Below are 16065 nucleotides of genomic sequence, written 5' to 3'. Positions count from 1 at the left end.
ACTTGGGTTCTCGGCAGAGGGGACGGGCGGAATGCAGCTCGAGTGGGAGATCATCCAGACGTACATGACGCACCACCCACGCTGGTTCGAGGACTTCGAGCGCCGCGCGCCCAGCGGGGAACATCTGCGCGAGTACCGCGCGATGATGCCGCCGTCGTGGCGGCTGTGGCGGCGGGGCTACTGGCTGCTGACCGCGCCGCCGCAGGTGCCGGCCGTCGCCCAGGGCTGGAAGCTGCACGTCTCCGCGACCTCCGAGAACAGCGCCGAAGTGCTGCGTGCCGCGCTGCCCCTGCTGCGCGACGCCGCCGTGCACTTCAAGTTCCTGATGGATCCCGCGGCCATGCTGGAGTCCAACGGCAAGTCCTTCCCGAGAGGTTCGAGCGGCAAGTTCATCACGGTGTACCCGCAGGACGAGCAAGAGTTCCGGGCGGTGGGCGACGCGCTGACCGCGGCCCTGGCGGGCTTCGACGGCCCGCACATCCTCTCCGACCGGCGCTATCCGGGGTCACGGGTGGTCCACTACCGCTACGGCGGCTTCGTGTCGATCTCCCGAATGCGGCCCTCCGGGATGAAGGAGCTGCTGATCCGCACCCCGGACGGGGAGCCGGTCGTGGACATCCGCCACCCGTACTTCCACCTCCCGGCCTGGGTCAGGGACCCGTTCACCGGGGAGTCGGCACCGGAGCGGCCCGCGGCACCGGCCGAGCCCGCGGAGAGCGGCGCCGACGCCCCCGCGGACACCGGCGTCACGCTGGCGGACGGCCGCTTCACCGTCGTCAGCGCGATGAAGTTCAGCAACCGCGGCGGGATCTATCACGGCATCGACAACGAGACGGGCGCGGACGTGCTGATCCGCGAGGCACGGCCGGGCGTGCAGATCGGACCGGACGGGACGGACGCCGTCCTGCTGCTGCGCCACGAGTACGACATCCTCACCGAACTCGCCGACACGGGCCTGTTCGTCCGCCCGGTCGCCTTCTTCACCGAGTGGGAGCACTCCTTCCTCGTCGAGGAGTTCATCGAGGGCACCCATCTGGGACACCTCGGCATCGTCGAGAACCCCGTGTACAACCTCGATCTGAGCGCCGAACGCCTCACCGACTACTACGAGCGGTTCCGCGCGCTGTGGCTGCGGGTCGCCGACGCGATCGCGGTCTGCCACGAGCGCGGCATCGTGCTGGGCGACCTTTCCCTGACGAACATCATGGTCACCGGCGACGACCGGGTCCTGCTGATCGACATGGAGTCGGCCTTCCACGAGGACGCCCCGGCGGGTCCGGGGCGTGGGGCGCGGCTGTACACGCCCGGCATGGTGACCCGCCGCGCGAGGCTGGCCGGGCAGGGCGACCGGCGCACGGACTACTACGCCTTCGGCGGGCTGATCCTGGGCTGCGTCATGCTCTGCCACCAGACCGACTTCATCGACCGTACGATGCCGCGCAGGCTGCTGGCCGAGGTCGCGGCCGACCTCGAACTCCCCTCCGAACTGGTGCGGTTGATCACCGATCTGTACGACGAGGACGCCGACCTGCCGGACCCGGACGCCCTGCGCGGACGCATCGAGGCCCTGCCCTTCGGGGACGCCTGGCGGCAGCCGCCACCGCTGGGGCTGCCGCCGGTGACGGACGCGGCGGCGCGCGTCGAGCTGCACAAGCGCGTCGAGGCGACCCTCCAGGGTGTCGCCGAGTTCTGGACCGGGACCGCGGACCTGGACCGGCAGGACCGCCTGTTCCCCGCCGACGTGGCGGTGTTCCGGACGAACCCGCTCTCGCTCGCCCACGGCGCGTACGGCCCGCTGTACGCGTTGCACCGGCTGCGCGGCTCGATACCGGACGAACTGCACGCCTGGGCGCTGCGGCAGTCCACCGCCCACGACGCGATGCCGGCCGGCCTATATCTCGGCACGGCGGGCGTGGCCTGGGCCCAGTCGGCCATCGGCCATGTCGACATCGCCGTACGGACGCTCCAAGGGGCCCATGACCACCCGCAGTTGCTGGCCGAGCCCGGCGTGCTGACCGGGGCGGCCGGTTACGGCATGGCGTGCCTGCGCCTGTGGCGGGACTCGGGGGTGGCGGAATTCCTCGACCGCGCCGTCGCCGTCGGCGCCCATCTTGCCCGCACCGCGCGGCGCGAGAACGGTCTGGCCTCGTGGCCCGACGCGAGCCGCCCGACCCCGATCGGCTACGCGGACGGCGCGTCCGGCATCGCCCTGTTCCTGCTCGGCCTGCACGGCGCGACCGGCGATCCGGCGGTGCTCGAACTCGGCCGTGCCGCACTGGACTTCGACCTGTCGCAGATGGTCGCGGGGGCCGGCGGGCGGCTGTCCTTCCCCGCGACGGTGGCGACGGACGACAAGCCGACCATGGTCGTGCGGCACTACTGGGACCACGGCACCGCGGGCGTCCTCACCACCCTGCTGCGCTACCACCATGTCACCGGCGATCCCGCCCTGCGGGCACGCATCGACGAACTGGTGCCCGACGTCCGCCGCAAGTACACCGTCTTCCCCCAGCTGTTCCACGGCACGAGCGGACTCGGCAACGTCCTGCTCGACGCCTACGAGTTCCTGGGCGAAGCCGAGTTGCTGGCGGAGGCGGAGCGGGTCGCCGAGACCGTGCTGTGCATGGCGATCGAGCGTCCCGAGGGGATCGTCTTCCCCGGCGAGCAGACCGTGCGGGAGAGCTGCGACCTCGCGAGCGGGTCGGCGGGCGTGGCGCTGTTCCTGGACCGGCTGCGCACGGCCCGCCCCGGCGGGCGCACCAACGGCAACTTCGTCCTGGACGACCTGCTGCCCGCGGCCGGCCGGACGGGTGCGTGATGGACGGGACACCGGCCGTCTCGGGGGCGGCCCCCGCCGTCGTACCGCTCAGGGCCAACCGCGAGTTCCGGCTGCTGTGGGTGGGCCAGGCCCTCTCCGACTTCGGCACGGCCATGACCTCGCTGGTGCTGCCGCTGGTGCTGCTGCGCAGCGGGTACTCGACGTCGGCGACCAGCACCATCGGCACGGCCGTGCTGGTGACGGCGATGGTGCTGCGGATGCCGGCCGGGTACCTGACCGACCACTACAGCCACCGGCGCCTGATGCTCGTCGCCGACCTGGCCCGTCTGGTCACGGTCGGCGCGGTCGCCGTCTGGACGTATCTGGACCGGCTGCCGATCGCCATGGCCGTGATCACGGTCGTCGTGGCGCAGGTGGGCGTGGAGCTGTTCCGGCCTAGCCAGAACGCCACCGTCCGCAAGGTCGTCCCCGCCGTCCAACTGGGCACGGCCATCTCGCTGAACCAGGCGCGGGCCTACGCCGCCGGGATCGTCGCCCCGGCCGTCGCCGGTCTCCTCATCGCGGCGTCGCTCTGGTTGCCGTTCGCGATCGACGCGGCGACGTACGCGGTGTCCGCGCTGTGCGTGCTGGCCCTGTACCACCCCCTGCGCCGCGCCGAGGCGGCGCGCCGGGCGGACGGGGACGCGAGGACGGACACCGGGGCAGGGGCCGAGGAGAGAGCGGAAGGCACCGGCGAGAGGGCTCCGGGCGGGGCCGACTCGGCGCGGGAGGCGGAGGATTCCGAGGAGGCGGTGCTGGCCCACATGAGCGGTACCGGAGCGAAGGCCCCGCCGCGCGAGCGCTTCCTGCCCCGTCTGACGGCGGGCCTGCGGTACGTGGTCCGCAACCCCTTCCTCCGTACGATCGCCGGGCTGGCCGCAGGCGAGAACTTCGCCTTCCAGGCCCTCGCCTACGCCCTGTTGCTGGGCATCGGCCGCGAGCACGACGGGGCCGCGGCCGTCGGCCTCGCGATGAGCGCGGCGGCGGTCACCGGCCTGACCGGCTCGTTGATCGCGCCGTTCCTGCAACGCAGACTGCGGATGCAGACGGTGATGGCGTCCGGACCGGCGCTGGCCGCCGCCATGCTCGCCGTCGCCTGGTACACGGACAGCGGCATCGCCTTCGCCGCCGGGTACTCCGCCCTGTGCCTGCTGACTCCCGTCAACGGCGCGGTGTTCGGGACCATCCTGGCGACCACGGTCCCGGAGAACATCTACGGCCGCACCACGACGGCCCTCGGGTTCACCGCGGAGATCCTCCAGCCGCTCGGTCCGCTGGCTGCGGGCCTGCTGCTCGCGTACTTCTCGCTGTCGGGCACCGCCGCGCTGTTCGCCCTGGCGTTCGCCCTGCTCGCGGCCCTCGCCCTGCTGATGCCGTCACCGCCGGTCACGGCGGACGCGAAGACGGCCGCGGCCTGACACCCACCGCGTGCCGCACGCCCCCGCCCACTCCAGGGAGGTTTCATGGTTTCGCTGTCCGTGCTGGACGTGGCGCTGGTCGCGCCCGGCGGCACCGCCCGGCAGGCACTCCACGACGTCGTCGCCACGGCGGTGGCCGCCGACACGTACGGCTACCATCGCTTCTGGGTCGCCGAGCACCACAACTCACCACGCTGCGCGGGCAGTTCACCGGCCATACTGATCTCGCACATCGCGGCGGTGACCCGCCGCATCCGGGTCGGCTCCGGCGGGGTCATGCTGACCAACCACGCGCCGCTGACCGTCGCCGAGCAGTTCGCTGTACTCCAGTCGCTGCACGACGACCGGATCGACCTGGGCGTCGGCCGCGCGACCGGCGGCACGGACAGCAGCACCCTGCTCGACCGCGCCCTGCGCCGGCCGCCGCAGGCACGGGCGGAGTTCCCCCAACTCCTCGACGAACTGGTGGGCTTCCTCCACAGCCGGTGGCCGGGCGGGCACGACTTCCAGGAGCTGGAGCTCTCCCCGGCGCTGCCGGTGCCGCCGGACATGTTCGTGCTCGGCACCTCGGAGAACGGGGCCCGGGTCGCCGCCGCGCGCGGGCTGGCGTTCGCCTACGGCGCCCACCTCGGGCCCAAGTCCCGCCCGGCGGCCCTGGACCGCTACCGGTCGGCCTTCACCCCCGGCCCGCTCGGGACCAGCCCCTACGTCGTCGCGTCGGTCAACGTGCAGTGCGCCGAGACCGACGAGGAGGCGGAACGCCTCGCACACGACACGACCACCGCCCGGTTCCGCCAGAAGCACACCGCGACGTCGCCGGGCGTCGTCCTGCCGGAGGCACGCGAGCGCTATCTGGTCGGCAGGATGCTGGACGAGATGCAGCTCGTCCGCGGCGCCCCGGCCACCGTCGCGGCCGGCCTGCGGCGGCTCGCCACTGCCCTGGGCGCCGACGAGATCATGCTGGTCCCCTACGACATCACGGCCGAGGGCCGCGCCCGCACCCTGCGCCTGACCGCCGAGGCCTGGCCCCACCCCACCGCACCGGCCCTCCCGGCGGTCACCTCCCAGACGTAACGGCCGCGGTCGCGGAAGGGGCTCCCAGCCGTGCGGGCCACTTCCGCGAACCCTCCTTCCATCGCGTTTCCCGTCACCCGCGGCTCACGGTGGTACCGGCAGTCCCAGGAAGAAGGGTGTGCTGGCTGCCGTGCGACCGCGGCGCAGGCTGGACGCATGACGACAACACTGATCACCGGAGCCAACAAGGGCATCGGCTTCGAGACCGCCCGCCGGCTCGTCGAAGCAGGCCACACCGTGTACGTGGGCGCCAGGAACTGTACTGACCCGTGAGGTTGGGGACGCGGTCGTCGGGCTGCTGCGGCATCGTCGTGGCTCGTCGCGCAGTTCCTCCGCCAGCCTTCGGCCGGGGGTACCCCCAGCGCTACTATCGGGCGCCGCCGGACGCGAGGCTGCGTGGACGCGCCGCTCGGGATCGGCCCAACTTCAGCAGCAGTCCGGCCAGTTCGGTCGGCGCGAGGCCGTCGGTCGGCTCACGGCCTCGTCGTGGCCGTTCGCGCAGTTCCTCCCCCAGCCTTCGGCCGGGGGCACCCCCAGCGCCCCTTCGGGGGCGTTGCCGGACGCGGGGCATGCGCCTTGGACGGCGGTTGGGGTCAGCTCAGCTTCATTAGGAGTTCGGCGAGTTCGGTCGGTGCGGTGATCATGCAGTCGTGGCCGGTGGGGAGTTCCCACACCGGCTGGTTCGCGGGGACCGCACGGCGGGCGATGCCTTCCGGGACGTTGGCCACGCAGTGGATGTGGGTCCGCGGGATCGCGCGGGCGGCCGGATCGTCCAGGCGCACCGGCTGCTGGAAGGTGCGCACCGCCTGGTCGGACAGCAGGGTGCGCAGCCACGCCGCGTCCGCCGCGTCGGTCACCCCGAACAGCCCGTACGGCGGCGGCAGTTCGGGCATCGGCGGAACCCGCCAGCCGCTGTCGGAGGCGAGAGCCCGCTCGATCAGGACCCGGGTCAGGGGCTGGAGGTCCGCCGCGGTCTCGCCGTGCTCCGGAACCATCGCGTCGAGGAAGACCAGGTGCCCGACGCGGTCCGGCACCTCGTTGGCCGCGGACGAGACGACCAGCCCCGCGTAGCTGTGCCCGACGAGCACGACGTCGGTGAGGTCCTCGTCCCTGATCAGCCCGACGACGTCGGCCACATGGGTGTCGAGGCCGACGTCCGGGCCGAGCAGTGCGGCCTTGTCGCCGTGACCGGTCAGGTCGGGCGCGTACACCCGGTGACCGGCCGCCGCCAGCAGGGGGACCACCCGCTCCCAGCACCGCCCGCTGTGCCAGGCACCGTGTACCAGCAGATACGTCGACATGATCGTGCTCCTCGGTTGCTCGTCACCGTCGGCGACCACGCTCGCGGTCCGGCGCCGGCCGGGACAGTGCCCCGGTGATCCTGGGGGTGACAGGACCAGGCAGCGGCGCGGCGACCGCACTACGGTGGCGGGATGACCGACGAACCGAACCCGCTGGGCGCGTACGTGCGCGCCCGCCGCGAGCTGGTCACGCCGGAGCAGGCCGGCATTCCCGCGGTGGGCGTGCGGCGGGTGCCGGGACTGCGCCGGGAGGAGGTCGCGATGCTGGCCGGCATCAGCGCCGACTACTACCTGCGCCTGGAACAGGGCCGCGACCGCAACCCCTCCGTGCAGGTCCTGGAGTCCCTCGCCCGCGTGCTGCGGCTCGACGAGGACGCGACGGCGTACCTGCTGCGCCTCGGCGCCGCCCGGCCCCGGCAACGCAGGCGGCGCGCCCGGCGGGAGACCGTCCCGCCAGGGACGGCCCAGCTGGTCGCCGCCCTCGCGCTGCCCGCGCTGGTGGAGGGCCGCTACTTCGACATCCTCGCCGTCAACGCCCTGGCGACCGCGCTGTCACCGCGCTTCTCGGTCGGCGCCAACCGGCTGCGGGACATCTTCCTCGACCCCGCCGAACAGGCCCTCCACCCCGGCTGGGAGGAGGCCGGCGCCGGCATGGTGGCCGGCTTCCGCGGCTCCGTGGGGACCGACACGGACGACCCCCGCGTCATCGACCTCGTCGGCGAACTCTCCCTGGCCAGCCCGCACTTCAGCCGCCTGTGGGCCCGCCACGACGTGGCGTCCTGCGACGGCGCGGCCAAGGTCATCGACCACCCCCGGCTCGGCCGCCTGCGGCTGAACCGGGAGCGGCTGGCCGTCAGCGGCACGGCAGGGCAGACGCTCGTCGTCTACCACCCGGATCCGGGCAGCGACAGCGCCGAGAAGCTGGCACTGCTCGCCGCGACGCTGCCGACGGCGTGAGGACGACCGGGCGCATTGTCTCGGCCAACCCTCGGCCCCCATCGCCTTCCCGGCGTCGGGGAGCGCCGCACCGGCTCCGGCCAGGGCGAAGGCCGGCACCGGTCCGCACGGCCCGGCCGGCGCCGGGCACGTCGACCTGGCACATGCCAGGGCATGGCCGCCCGACCGCCGTGTCGCCCGTGACCAACCCCATACGGTCTGTGTAGTGGCCCGGTAGCGCACCGTCAGCCCTTGCCCCTAGGCTGTTGCGCATGTCCCCCGATTCCCGTACCCCTGGTTCCGTGCGGTCCGCTGCCGAGGTCAACGAGCGCATCCGGGCGCTGTGGCTGCGTGCGGGCGGAACGCTGTCGGCCCAGGACCGGGCGGAGTACGAACTGCTGGTGGTCGAGTGGGCCGAGGCGATCCGCGAGCAGATCATCGAGGCGGCCTGACCGGCCGCGGATTCAGCGGCCGCCGGAGACCCGCAGCACCGTGCCGGTCGTGTAGGCGGCCTCGGGCGACAACAGCCAGGTGATGGCGGCGGCGATCTCCTCGGGCCGGCCGGCGCGGCCCAGCGGCGTGGTGGCTCCCACCCGTTCGGCCCGGTCCGGGTCGCCCATCGCCCCGTGGATCTCCATCTCGATCACCCCGGCCGCCACCGCGTTGACCCGCACGCCGTCCGGGCCGAGTTCCTTGGCGAGGCCCACGGTGAGGGCGTCGACGGCCGCCTTGGTCGCCGCGTAGTGGAACTATTCGCCCGGACTGCCGAGGCGTGCGGTGACGGCCGGCGGCGCAGAGCGGGCCACCGGTGTGGACTGCCGCGAACCCAGGTCCCGACTCGTAGCACCTCGAACGCTCTCGAATATGGCGCGTGCCCCTTGGCTGCGTCGGTCCGGTGCCCAACACTGAGCCGATGACGCAGCGCGTGGAGCTCGCGACCGTGATGGACCGGCTGGCCGTGGACGAGATGGTCTCCGCGTACGCGGCGGCCGTCGACGACGGTGACTGGACGGCGTACCGAAGGCTGTTCACGGCGGACGGGCGGGCCGACTACCGTTCCGCCGGTGGCATCGAGGGCGATGCGGGGCAGGTGGCCGGGTGGCTCGCGGAGAATCTGACCCTCTTCTCGATGCGGCAGCATCTGATCGTCAACCGCCGGGTGCGGTTCGGGATCCTGGACCAGGACACCGGTGACACCGCCCAGTTGTGGGCCGACTACGTCAACCCCATGCGCTTCGCCGGCGGCGACGGCACCGTGAGCGCCCCGGACTTCGTGTGCGGCGGCCGCTACTCCTTCGCGTTCCTGCGCACCCGGGACGGCTGGCGGCTGCGCCAGGTGGTCGTGGAGGAGAAGTGGCGCAGGCTGCCCGAACCGCGTGCGGCGGCCGTGTCCGACTGACCCGTTCCCGTGCCCCCTGTCGGAGATCCCGCCCGGTCCCGCACACTGGAAGGACCCGCGGGCAGGAGGCGATGGATGAGAACCGTCGAGCGCTGGCTCACTTCCCCGTGGCGGCGTTCCTGCGCCGGGGCGCTGGCGGGCGCGCTGCCGGTGCTGGCCTTTCCGGCGCCGTCGCTGTGGTGGTTCGCCTATGTCGCGCTGGTCCCGTGGCTGTTGCTGGCGCGCTCCGCGCCGACCGGTCGGCGGGCGGCGTACGACGGCTGGTGCGGCGGGTTCGGGTTCATGGTCGCCGTGCACCACTGGCTGCTGCCGAGCCTGCACGTCTTCATCTTCCTGATCGCCGGCCTGCTGAGCGTGCTCTGGGCGCCCTGGGGCTGGGTGACACGCCGGCTGCTGGGCGGGGTGCCGTCGCCGGGGCGGGCCGCGGTGGCGGTGCTGGTGCTGCCGTCGGGCTGGCTGATGGTGGAGCTGGTGCGGTCCTGGCAGGGGCTCGGCGGGCCGTGGGGCATGCTCGGTGCGACCCAGTGGCAGGTGACGCCGGCGCTGCGGCTGGCCTCGGTGGGCGGGGTGTGGCTGCTGAGCTTCCTGGTGGTGGCCGTCAACGTCGCGGTCGCCGTGCTGATGTCCGTGCGGGAGGCCCGCGTGCCGGCGGTGGCCTCGCTGGTGGCCACGGCCGCCGCGACCTCGGCCGCCTGGGCGTGGTCGCCCCGCCCGGACGTCGACGGGCACGTCCGGGTCGCCGTCGTGCAGCCCGGCGTCGTCGACGGCACCGACAGCGGCGTCCGGCGGTTCGACCGGGAGGAGCAGCTGACCCGGCAGCTGGTCGGGCAGCATCCCGACCTGATCGTCTGGGGCGAGAGCAGTGTGGGGTACGACCTCGGGGACCGGCCCGACCTGGCGCGGCGGATCGCCGCCCTCTCCCGGGAGACCGGCGCGGACATCCTGGTCAACGTGGATGCCCGGCGCTCCGACCGGCCCGGCATCTACAAGAGTTCCCTCCTGGTCGGCGCCGACGGCCCGACCGGGGACCGGTACGACAAGATGCGGCTGGTTCCGTTCGGCGAGTACATACCCGCCCGGTCGCTGCTCGGCTGGGCCACCTCGGTCGGCAAGGCGGCCGGCGAGGACCGGCGGCGCGGCACCGAGCAGGTGGTGATGGACGTCGGCCACGGCCTGCGGGTCGGTCCGATGATCTGCTTCGAGACGGCGTTCCCCGACATGAGCCGGCACCTCGTGCAGGACGGCGCGGAGGTCCTGATCGGCCAGTCGTCGACCTCGTCGTTCCAGGACAGCTGGGCGCCCGAGCAGCACGCCTCGCTGGCCGCCCTGCGGGCCGCCGAGACCGGCCGGACGATGGTGCACGCCACGCTGACCGGGGTCTCCGCCGTCTACGGCCCGGCCGGCGAGCGCCTCGGCCCCTGGCTCGGCACCGACGCGAGCACCGCGCGGGTCTACGAGGTGCCGCTCGCCCGCGGTGTCACCCCGTTCGTGCGGTACGGCGACTGGCCGGTGGGCGGCGCGCTGCTGGTGCTGGCGGCCTGGTGCCTGGCCGAGGGAGCGCGGACGGTCAGGCTGCGCCGGGGTGCCGCCGAACCTCTCGTACCACCTGCTCGCACAGTTCGTGAGTCGCCAGTGCGTCCCGGGCGCTGAGCACCTTCCCGGCGCGGACGGCGTCGAGGAAGGCGAGCACCGCCTGCTCGATGCCGCGCTGCCGCGCCACCGGCACCCAGTCGCCGCGCCGCCGCACCGTCGGCTGCCCCTTGTGGTCGATCACCTCGGCGAGGTTGAGGACCTGACGCTTGGTGTCCTGCCCGGAGACCTCCAGGATCTCCTCCGCCGAGCCGCTGAGCCTGTTCATCACGCCGAGCGCCGTGAAGCCGTCGCCGGCGAGCTGAAGGACGACGTGGTGCAGCAGGCCGTCGGCGGTCCGGGCGCGGACGGTCACGTCCTGGACCGGGCCGGGCGCGAGGAAGCGCAGGGTGTCGACGACGTGGATGAAGTCGTCGAGAATCATGGTGCGGGGTTCCTCGGGCAGCCCGATGCGGTTCTTCTGCATCAGGATCAGCTCGCGGGGGTGGTCGGCGCACTGCACGTAGCCGGGCGCGTGACGGCGGTTGAAGCCGACGAACAGCGACACGTCCCGCGCCTCGGCGAGCGACACGAGCCGCTCGGAGTCGGCGAACCGGTAGGCGAGGGGCTTGTCGACATACGTCGGTACGCCCGCCTCCAGTAGCCGGCCGACGATCTCGGGGTGGGCGACGGTGGCCGCGTGCACGAAGGCGGCGTCGAGGTCCTGGGCGAGGAGGTCGTCCAGGGTCGCGTGCCGGCGGCCGGCGGGCAGGTGGAGGCTGTCGGCGATCCGGTCGAGGGTGGCAGGGGTGCGGGTCTGGAGGTGGAGTTCGAGCCCCGGCTGCACGGCCAGCACCGGCAGGTACGCCTTCTGCGCGATGTCGCCGAGTCCGATGCAGCCGACCTTCACTGGCACTCCCCTGGCCGTTGTCCGCGACGGTTGCCCACGCCTGCCTGAGCGGAAGCATACGGGCCGATATTCCGTGGTGGGATCGGCCGGGGTGGGCAAGGATGCCGGGCATGACGACCGAACGCAGTACGCCCGCCGTCGACGCCGGGGAACGCGCCATGCTGGAGGGCTGGCTGGAGTTCCACCGGCAGACCCTCGCCGCGAAGTGCGAGGGCCTGACCGAAGCCCAGCTCAGGACCGCCTCCGTGGAGCCGTCCCCGCTGTCGCTGACGGGACTGGTGCGGCACATGGCCGACGTGGAGCGGTCCTGGTACCGCAGGGTCCTCCTCGGCGAGGAGGCTCCGCCGCTGTACTTCAGCGACGAGGACCCGGACGGCGACTTCCACGTCACCGAGGCGGACACCTGGCAGGAGGCGTACACCGCCTGGCAGGCCGAGATCGAGGCCGCCCGGCAGGCCGCGGCCGGCTTCGGCCTGGACGACCTCTCCAAGGGCCGCCACCGCCGCACCGGAAAGCTGATCAGCCTGCGCTGGATCCACACCCACATGATCGAGGAGTACGCCCGGCACAACGGCCACGCCGACCTGATCCGGGAGCGGATCGACGGCGCGACCGGCTTCTGACGTCAGCCTCGCACCCATCCGTCCCCCGTACGGGGCAGGAGATCACCCGTGCGGGGCACGAAAGTCCTGTCGCCGGTGTCAACGCCCGCGCGGAACCAGCAGAGTTGCGCGGGTGCATCGAACGACGACCGTCGCAGCGCTCTTGGTCACCGTGACCGTCTCGGCCCTCTCCGGCTGTGTGACGGTCCAGCGCCCGGCCACGCCCGGACCGCCTCCGGGTACGGCACGCTCGCTGCCGTCGGTGCCCCGCCCGGACGGCAGCACCGAGCCGAGGGTGGTGCAGGCGCCGGCCAAGGAGGCCCTGGAGATGGTCGGCGGCCCGTCCCGGCCGAGCCACCGGGCCGCACCGGCCGCCCCGCACGCCGTCCTGCCCGCTCCCCCGGCCCCCCACCGCCACCCGGCGACCCCGCGGGCCACCACCCAGCACCCCCACCCGGCGCACCGGTCGCACCGCCCGCAGGCCGGTCTGCCCGGCCTGCCCCGCTCCGTCCCGAGGACCCCGGACGTGTGCGCCCTCGGCAAGCAGTACGGCGGCTGGGAGGCAGGCAGCCCCCAGGCGCGGATCTGCGAGCAGACGTACGGGCGTTGACGCCTCGGGGCACTAGGGCCTGTCTGACAATTCCCGCCTGCCTCGCGACGCCATGCACGCACTCTCACCGCACCGGGCCCTGACCCAAGTACGTCCAGTACGTGGGCCAGGGCCCGGCACGCCGAGAGCACGCACCTGACGCCGCGAGGCCGCCCTCCGGGCGACGACGGGAATTGTCAGACAGGCCCTAGTGCGGTCGCTGGCGCGGTGGGCTCCAGGAGTCGGTGCCCGGGTCGCCGTCGTCCCCCAGCCGGAGTTCCAGGCGGCTGATCGCGGCCCGGACCCCGTCGCCGTACCCGTCGTCGCCGAGTGCGGTGGCCGCGCCGCGGGCCCGGCGCAGGTGGCTGCGGGCGGCCTCGGTGCGGCCGAGCTTGACGTAGTCGGCGGCGAGGTTCAGGTGCAGGGAGGGATAGAAGCCGCGCAGCCCCGCCGCTCCCTCCGCCGCCGACAGTGCCCGCAGGTCCCAGGCCAGTTCGTCGGAGGGGTCGTCCTGGGTGTCGGCCAGGTAGTGGGCCAGGGTGCAGCGGTGCAGCGGGGCGCCGTGCTCGCCGATCTCCGCCCACAGGTCGAGCAGGCGCCGGCGGGCCTCCTCACGGTCGCCGGCATGGTGCAGCATCACGACCTGCCCGATCCGCGTGAGCACGGCGTCGGGTGCCGTACGCTCCTGTCGCTCCACCACCAGGCCCTCCGCGCTGGTAAGCCGTTGTGTGCTGCTGACGGTAGACGGCGCCGCCGGGATTGATCGGCAGGCGGCGCCGTCGGACCGCGGGCCGGTGACCAGGTGCGGGCCGGTAAGGGCTTGTCGCGCGGTTTTCCGCGCTCCTGAGGGGCGCGTGCCCCCAGGTCGGTTTGAGGCGCCCCTGTCCTCGCTCAGCCCAGGTTCGGGATCCGCCAGTCGATGGGCTCGTGGCCCTGGGCCGCCACCGCCTCGTTGATCTTGGTGAAGGGGCGGGTGCCGAAGAACTTCGCGGCGGAGAGCGGGGACGGGTGGGCGCTCTGGATCACCACGTGCCGGCTCTCGTCGATCAGCCGGAGCTTCTTCTGCGCGTAACCGCCCCAGAGGACGAACACCGCCGGGTCGGGCCTCTCGGCGACGGCCCGGATCACCGCGTCCGTGAACTTCTCCCAGCCCTTGTTCTTGTGCGAGTTGGCCTCGCCGGCGCGGACCGTGAGGACCGCGTTGAGCAGCAGTACGCCCTGCTGGGCCCACGGCATCAGGTAGCCGTTGTTCGGCATGGACTCCCAGCCCAGCTCCTCGCGCATCTCCTTGTAGATGTTCCGCAAGGACGGCGGGATCCGCACCCCGGGGCGGACGGAGAAGCACAGGCCGTGGCCCTGGCCCTGGCCGTGGTAGGGGTCCTGACCGAGGATGAACACCTTGACCTGGTCGTACGGCGTCGCCTCCAGCGCGGCGAAGACCTGCTCGCGCGGCGGGTAGACGGGGCCCTTCGCCCGCTCCTCCTCGACGAACTCGGTCAGCTCCTTGAAGTAGGGCTGCTGCAGCTCGTCACCCAGAACCCCGCGCCAGGACTCGGGCAGCATGGCGATGTCGGTCACGTCAACGTCCTCACGAATTGCGGTCACTTGCGGATCCTGCTGATATCGGAAAACCTACAGGCGACCACTGACAACCGGTGCCGGACGGGCGTTTCACCAGCTGGTCTTGCGGTGCAGCTCCCACATCATCATGATCGTGGACGGGTCGAGCGCGTTCTCGCCGCCGGAGATGTCGTCACTGGCCGCGACGTACTGCCGCCCCTGCCAGAGCGGGATCAGCCGGGCGTCGTTGACGAGGATCTGCTGGGCTTCCTGGAACTCCTTGACGACCTCGCCGCGGTCGCTCTCGCCGCGCGACTCGGGCAGCAGCCTGCCGGTGATCACGGGGGACGGGTAGGGAGTGCCGAGGGCGTTGCGCTCGCCGACGAAGGGGGCGATGAAGTTGTCGGGGTCGGGGAAGTCCGGGAACCAGCCGCGCCCGAAGACCGGGTACTCGCCCTTCTCGTAGCCGACGACGTAGGCCTTCCAGGGGCGGCTCCGCAGCGTGATGGTGAACAGCCCGGAGTCGTCCAACTGCTGTTTGAGCTGCTGGAACATCTGGGCGGTCTCGGAGCCGTAGCGGTCGGTGGTGTACCAGAAGGTGAGCGGGACGCGCCGGGTGATGCCGGCGTCGGCGAGGATCTTGCGGGCCTTGGAGGTGCTGGGGTCGCCGTAGTCGTCGAAGAAGCCTGTGGTGTGGCCGGTCAGGCCCGCCGGGACCATGGAGTACAGCGGGTCGACGGTGTCCTTGTAGACCGTGTGGGCGATCGCGGAGCGGTCGACGATCTGGGCGACGGCCTTGCGCACGGCGGGGATCCTGGCCCAGGGATCCGCGGGGTTGAACACCAGGTAGCTGATGTCCATGCCGGCGCCGTCGATCAGCTGCAGGTCGGTGCTGCCGTGCGCCTCCAGGGCCACGATGTCCGAGGCGGCAAGACCGCGGTAGGTGACGTCGATGTCCCCGGACCTGAGGGCCTTGACCATGGTGGCCGAGTCCTGGAAGTAGCGGATGGTCACCGCGTCGTTCTGCCGGTCGGCGAAGCCGTGGTAGGTCTCGTTGCGGACCAGCTCGGCCTGGTTGCCCTCGTCGTAGGACTTCAGGGTGTACGGCCCGGAGCCGTGCACGGAGTCGTCCTTGCGCAGCGAGTGGGCGGGGTAGTCGTCGGGGTCGACGATCGACATGGCCGGGGTGGCGAGCACGAACGGGAAGGTGGCGTCGGCCTTGTTGAGGTGGAAGACCACCTCGCGGTCGCCGACCGCCTGCACCCGGTCGAGGCTGCCCAGCAGTCCGGCCGGGCCGCTCGGCGCGTTGATGGCCCGGATCCGGTCGATGGAGTACTTGACGGCCGTGGCGTCGAGCTTGTCGCCGTCGGCGAACTTCAGGCCCGAGCGCAGTTCGCAGCGGTAGGTGCGGTCGCCGGAGTCCGTGAAGCCGCAGTCGTGCGCGGCGTCCGGCTGGGGGGTGGTGGCGCCGTCGGGGTAGGCGAGCAGGGTCTGGTAGATGTTCCGGAAGAGCTCCCAGGAGCCGTCCCACGAACCGGCCGGGTCGAGGGTGCTGGGGGCGCTGGTCGTGCCGACGACGATCGGTCCGCTGTCGCTCGCGCTGCCGGTGAGGACGCCGCACCCGGCCGCCAGGGACACGGACGCGACCGCGGCAACTCTGCGCAGCCCTCGGTTCCGGTTGAACACGCGCACTCCTCGATCCGCCGCACCAGGGGTCGGCGGCAGACCATACCGCAGCGTTGCGCGCCTTGAGGCACCCCGGTTGCACGGGCGTTGATCGAATGTGCTATGACGACGTTGTCATGTGCCTGTGTGCATCTCGCACCACCATCGGGGCGCCGTTTTCCTCACACTTGCGGTAAATATCTGTGACGAAAACGACGCCCGAC

The 16065-nt window shown here is 72.5% G+C and carries 14 protein-coding genes and 2 pseudogenes; 10 read left to right on the top strand and 6 right to left on the bottom strand.

Translation table 11 applies throughout. From position 1 onward, the window contains the following. The first annotated feature begins 31 nt into the window (after nucleotides 1-31). The 4 genes and pseudogenes from lanKC to AB0M11_RS11935 form a co-directional block, all read left to right on the top strand. Nucleotides 32-2818 (top strand): class III lanthionine synthetase LanKC, encoded by a 2787-nt coding sequence (gene lanKC, locus AB0M11_RS11950; protein WP_365704084.1) that lies wholly within the window; start codon nucleotides 32-34, stop codon nucleotides 2816-2818. After that, nucleotides 2818-4236, top strand: coding sequence for an MFS transporter (locus AB0M11_RS11945; RefSeq protein WP_365704082.1), 1419 nt, complete (start codon nucleotides 2818-2820; stop codon nucleotides 4234-4236). The genes lanKC and AB0M11_RS11945 overlap by 1 nt, the downstream gene beginning before the upstream one ends. Nucleotides 4237-4281: 45 nt before the next feature. After that, complete coding sequence (locus AB0M11_RS11940; protein ID WP_365704080.1) at nucleotides 4282-5310, top strand: LLM class flavin-dependent oxidoreductase; 1029 nt, start codon at nucleotides 4282-4284, stop codon at nucleotides 5308-5310. 156 nt (nucleotides 5311-5466) lie between these two features. Further along, nucleotides 5467-5646, top strand: a pseudogene (locus AB0M11_RS11935) (SDR family NAD(P)-dependent oxidoreductase); the annotation flags it as partial. Between the two features lie 257 nt (nucleotides 5647-5903). On the opposite strand, the gene AB0M11_RS11930 reads toward AB0M11_RS11935, so the two are convergent. Further along, entirely contained in the window at nucleotides 5904-6611 is a 708-nt protein-coding gene (locus AB0M11_RS11930) for an alpha/beta hydrolase (protein WP_365704078.1), read from the bottom strand. Between the two features lie 132 nt (nucleotides 6612-6743). On the opposite strand from AB0M11_RS11930, the gene AB0M11_RS11925 reads away from it, so the two are divergent. Together AB0M11_RS11925 and AB0M11_RS11920 are read left to right on the top strand one after the other, a co-directional pair. Continuing rightward, the gene (locus AB0M11_RS11925) at nucleotides 6744-7568 is read left to right on the top strand and encodes a helix-turn-helix transcriptional regulator (protein ID WP_365704076.1); all 825 of its coding nucleotides are present in this window, start codon (nucleotides 6744-6746) and stop codon (nucleotides 7566-7568) included. Nucleotides 7569-7819: 251 nt separating this feature from the next. Beyond that, the gene (locus AB0M11_RS11920) at nucleotides 7820-7999 is read left to right on the top strand and encodes a hypothetical protein (protein ID WP_365704074.1); all 180 of its coding nucleotides are present in this window, start codon (nucleotides 7820-7822) and stop codon (nucleotides 7997-7999) included. Between the two features lie 12 nt (nucleotides 8000-8011). Here the strand turns inward: AB0M11_RS11920 and AB0M11_RS11915 are convergent. Next, nucleotides 8012-8317 (bottom strand): annotated as a pseudogene (locus AB0M11_RS11915) (SDR family oxidoreductase); the annotation flags it as partial. A 143-nt stretch (nucleotides 8318-8460) separates the two neighbouring features. On the opposite strand from AB0M11_RS11915, the gene AB0M11_RS11910 reads away from it, so the two are divergent. Next, nucleotides 8461-8946: a nuclear transport factor 2 family protein gene (locus AB0M11_RS11910; RefSeq protein WP_365704072.1), complete on the top strand. Its 486-nt coding sequence runs from the start codon at nucleotides 8461-8463 to the stop codon at nucleotides 8944-8946. A 75-nt stretch (nucleotides 8947-9021) separates the two neighbouring features. Continuing rightward, nucleotides 9022-10596 (top strand): apolipoprotein N-acyltransferase, encoded by a 1575-nt coding sequence (gene lnt, locus AB0M11_RS11905; RefSeq protein ID WP_365704070.1) that lies wholly within the window; start codon nucleotides 9022-9024, stop codon nucleotides 10594-10596. Here lnt and AB0M11_RS11900 read toward each other — a convergent pair. Next, nucleotides 10514-11425, bottom strand: coding sequence for a Gfo/Idh/MocA family oxidoreductase (locus AB0M11_RS11900; protein WP_365704068.1), 912 nt, complete (start codon nucleotides 11423-11425; stop codon nucleotides 10514-10516). The genes lnt and AB0M11_RS11900 overlap by 83 nt on opposite strands. Before the next feature lie 110 nt (nucleotides 11426-11535). On the opposite strand from AB0M11_RS11900, the gene AB0M11_RS11895 reads away from it, so the two are divergent. Together AB0M11_RS11895 and AB0M11_RS11890 are read left to right on the top strand one after the other, a co-directional pair. Beyond that, nucleotides 11536-12048 carry a DinB family protein gene (locus tag AB0M11_RS11895; RefSeq protein WP_365704066.1) on the top strand — a complete coding sequence of 171 codons (513 nt, stop codon included), beginning with the start codon at nucleotides 11536-11538 and terminating at the stop codon, nucleotides 12046-12048. 112 nt (nucleotides 12049-12160) lie between these two features. Next, nucleotides 12161-12637 (top strand): hypothetical protein, encoded by a 477-nt coding sequence (locus AB0M11_RS11890; protein WP_365704064.1) that lies wholly within the window; start codon nucleotides 12161-12163, stop codon nucleotides 12635-12637. A gap of 187 nt (nucleotides 12638-12824) precedes the next feature. Here AB0M11_RS11890 and AB0M11_RS11885 read toward each other — a convergent pair whose 3' ends face one another. The 3 genes from AB0M11_RS11885 to AB0M11_RS11875 all read right to left on the bottom strand — a co-directional run bounded on the left by AB0M11_RS11885 (nucleotide 12825) and on the right by AB0M11_RS11875 (nucleotide 15862). Next, nucleotides 12825-13316 carry a hypothetical protein gene (locus tag AB0M11_RS11885; RefSeq protein ID WP_365704062.1) on the bottom strand — a complete coding sequence of 164 codons (492 nt, stop codon included), beginning with the start codon at nucleotides 13314-13316 and terminating at the stop codon, nucleotides 12825-12827. A 191-nt stretch (nucleotides 13317-13507) separates the two neighbouring features. Further along, entirely contained in the window at nucleotides 13508-14194 is a 687-nt protein-coding gene (locus tag AB0M11_RS11880) for a uracil-DNA glycosylase (protein ID WP_365704178.1), read from the bottom strand. A gap of 93 nt (nucleotides 14195-14287) precedes the next feature. Then, the gene (locus AB0M11_RS11875; RefSeq protein ID WP_365704060.1) at nucleotides 14288-15862 is read right to left on the bottom strand and encodes an ABC transporter substrate-binding protein; all 1575 of its coding nucleotides are present in this window, start codon (nucleotides 15860-15862) and stop codon (nucleotides 14288-14290) included. Nucleotides 15863-16065: the final 203 nt, after the last annotated feature.

Origin of the sequence: Streptomyces sp. NPDC051987 (genome assembly GCF_040680735.1) — a bacterium.
Classification (GTDB): Bacteria; Actinomycetota; Actinomycetes; order Streptomycetales; family Streptomycetaceae; genus Streptomyces.
Note: the sequence above shows the minus strand (reverse complement) of the source record. Positions and strands in the feature narration are given on the sequence as shown.

What these genes read in the sequence shown, in the direction of transcription:
- lanKC (WP_365704084.1), top strand. Translation starts at nt 32, where the DNA reads ATGCAGCTCGAGTGGGAGATCATCCAGACGTACATGACGCACCACCCA.
- AB0M11_RS11945 (WP_365704082.1), top strand. Translation starts at nt 2,818, where the DNA reads ATGGACGGGACACCGGCCGTCTCGGGGGCGGCCCCCGCCGTCGTACCG.
- AB0M11_RS11940 (WP_365704080.1), top strand. Translation starts at nt 4,282, where the DNA reads ATGGTTTCGCTGTCCGTGCTGGACGTGGCGCTGGTCGCGCCCGGCGGC.
- AB0M11_RS11930 (WP_365704078.1), bottom strand. Translation starts at nt 6,611, where the DNA reads ATGTCGACGTATCTGCTGGTACACGGTGCCTGGCACAGCGGGCGGTGC.
- AB0M11_RS11925 (WP_365704076.1), top strand. Translation starts at nt 6,744, where the DNA reads ATGACCGACGAACCGAACCCGCTGGGCGCGTACGTGCGCGCCCGCCGC.
- AB0M11_RS11920 (WP_365704074.1), top strand. Translation starts at nt 7,820, where the DNA reads ATGTCCCCCGATTCCCGTACCCCTGGTTCCGTGCGGTCCGCTGCCGAG.
- AB0M11_RS11910 (WP_365704072.1), top strand. Translation starts at nt 8,461, where the DNA reads ATGACGCAGCGCGTGGAGCTCGCGACCGTGATGGACCGGCTGGCCGTG.
- lnt (WP_365704070.1), top strand. Translation starts at nt 9,022, where the DNA reads ATGAGAACCGTCGAGCGCTGGCTCACTTCCCCGTGGCGGCGTTCCTGC.
- AB0M11_RS11895 (WP_365704066.1), top strand. Translation starts at nt 11,536, where the DNA reads ATGACGACCGAACGCAGTACGCCCGCCGTCGACGCCGGGGAACGCGCC.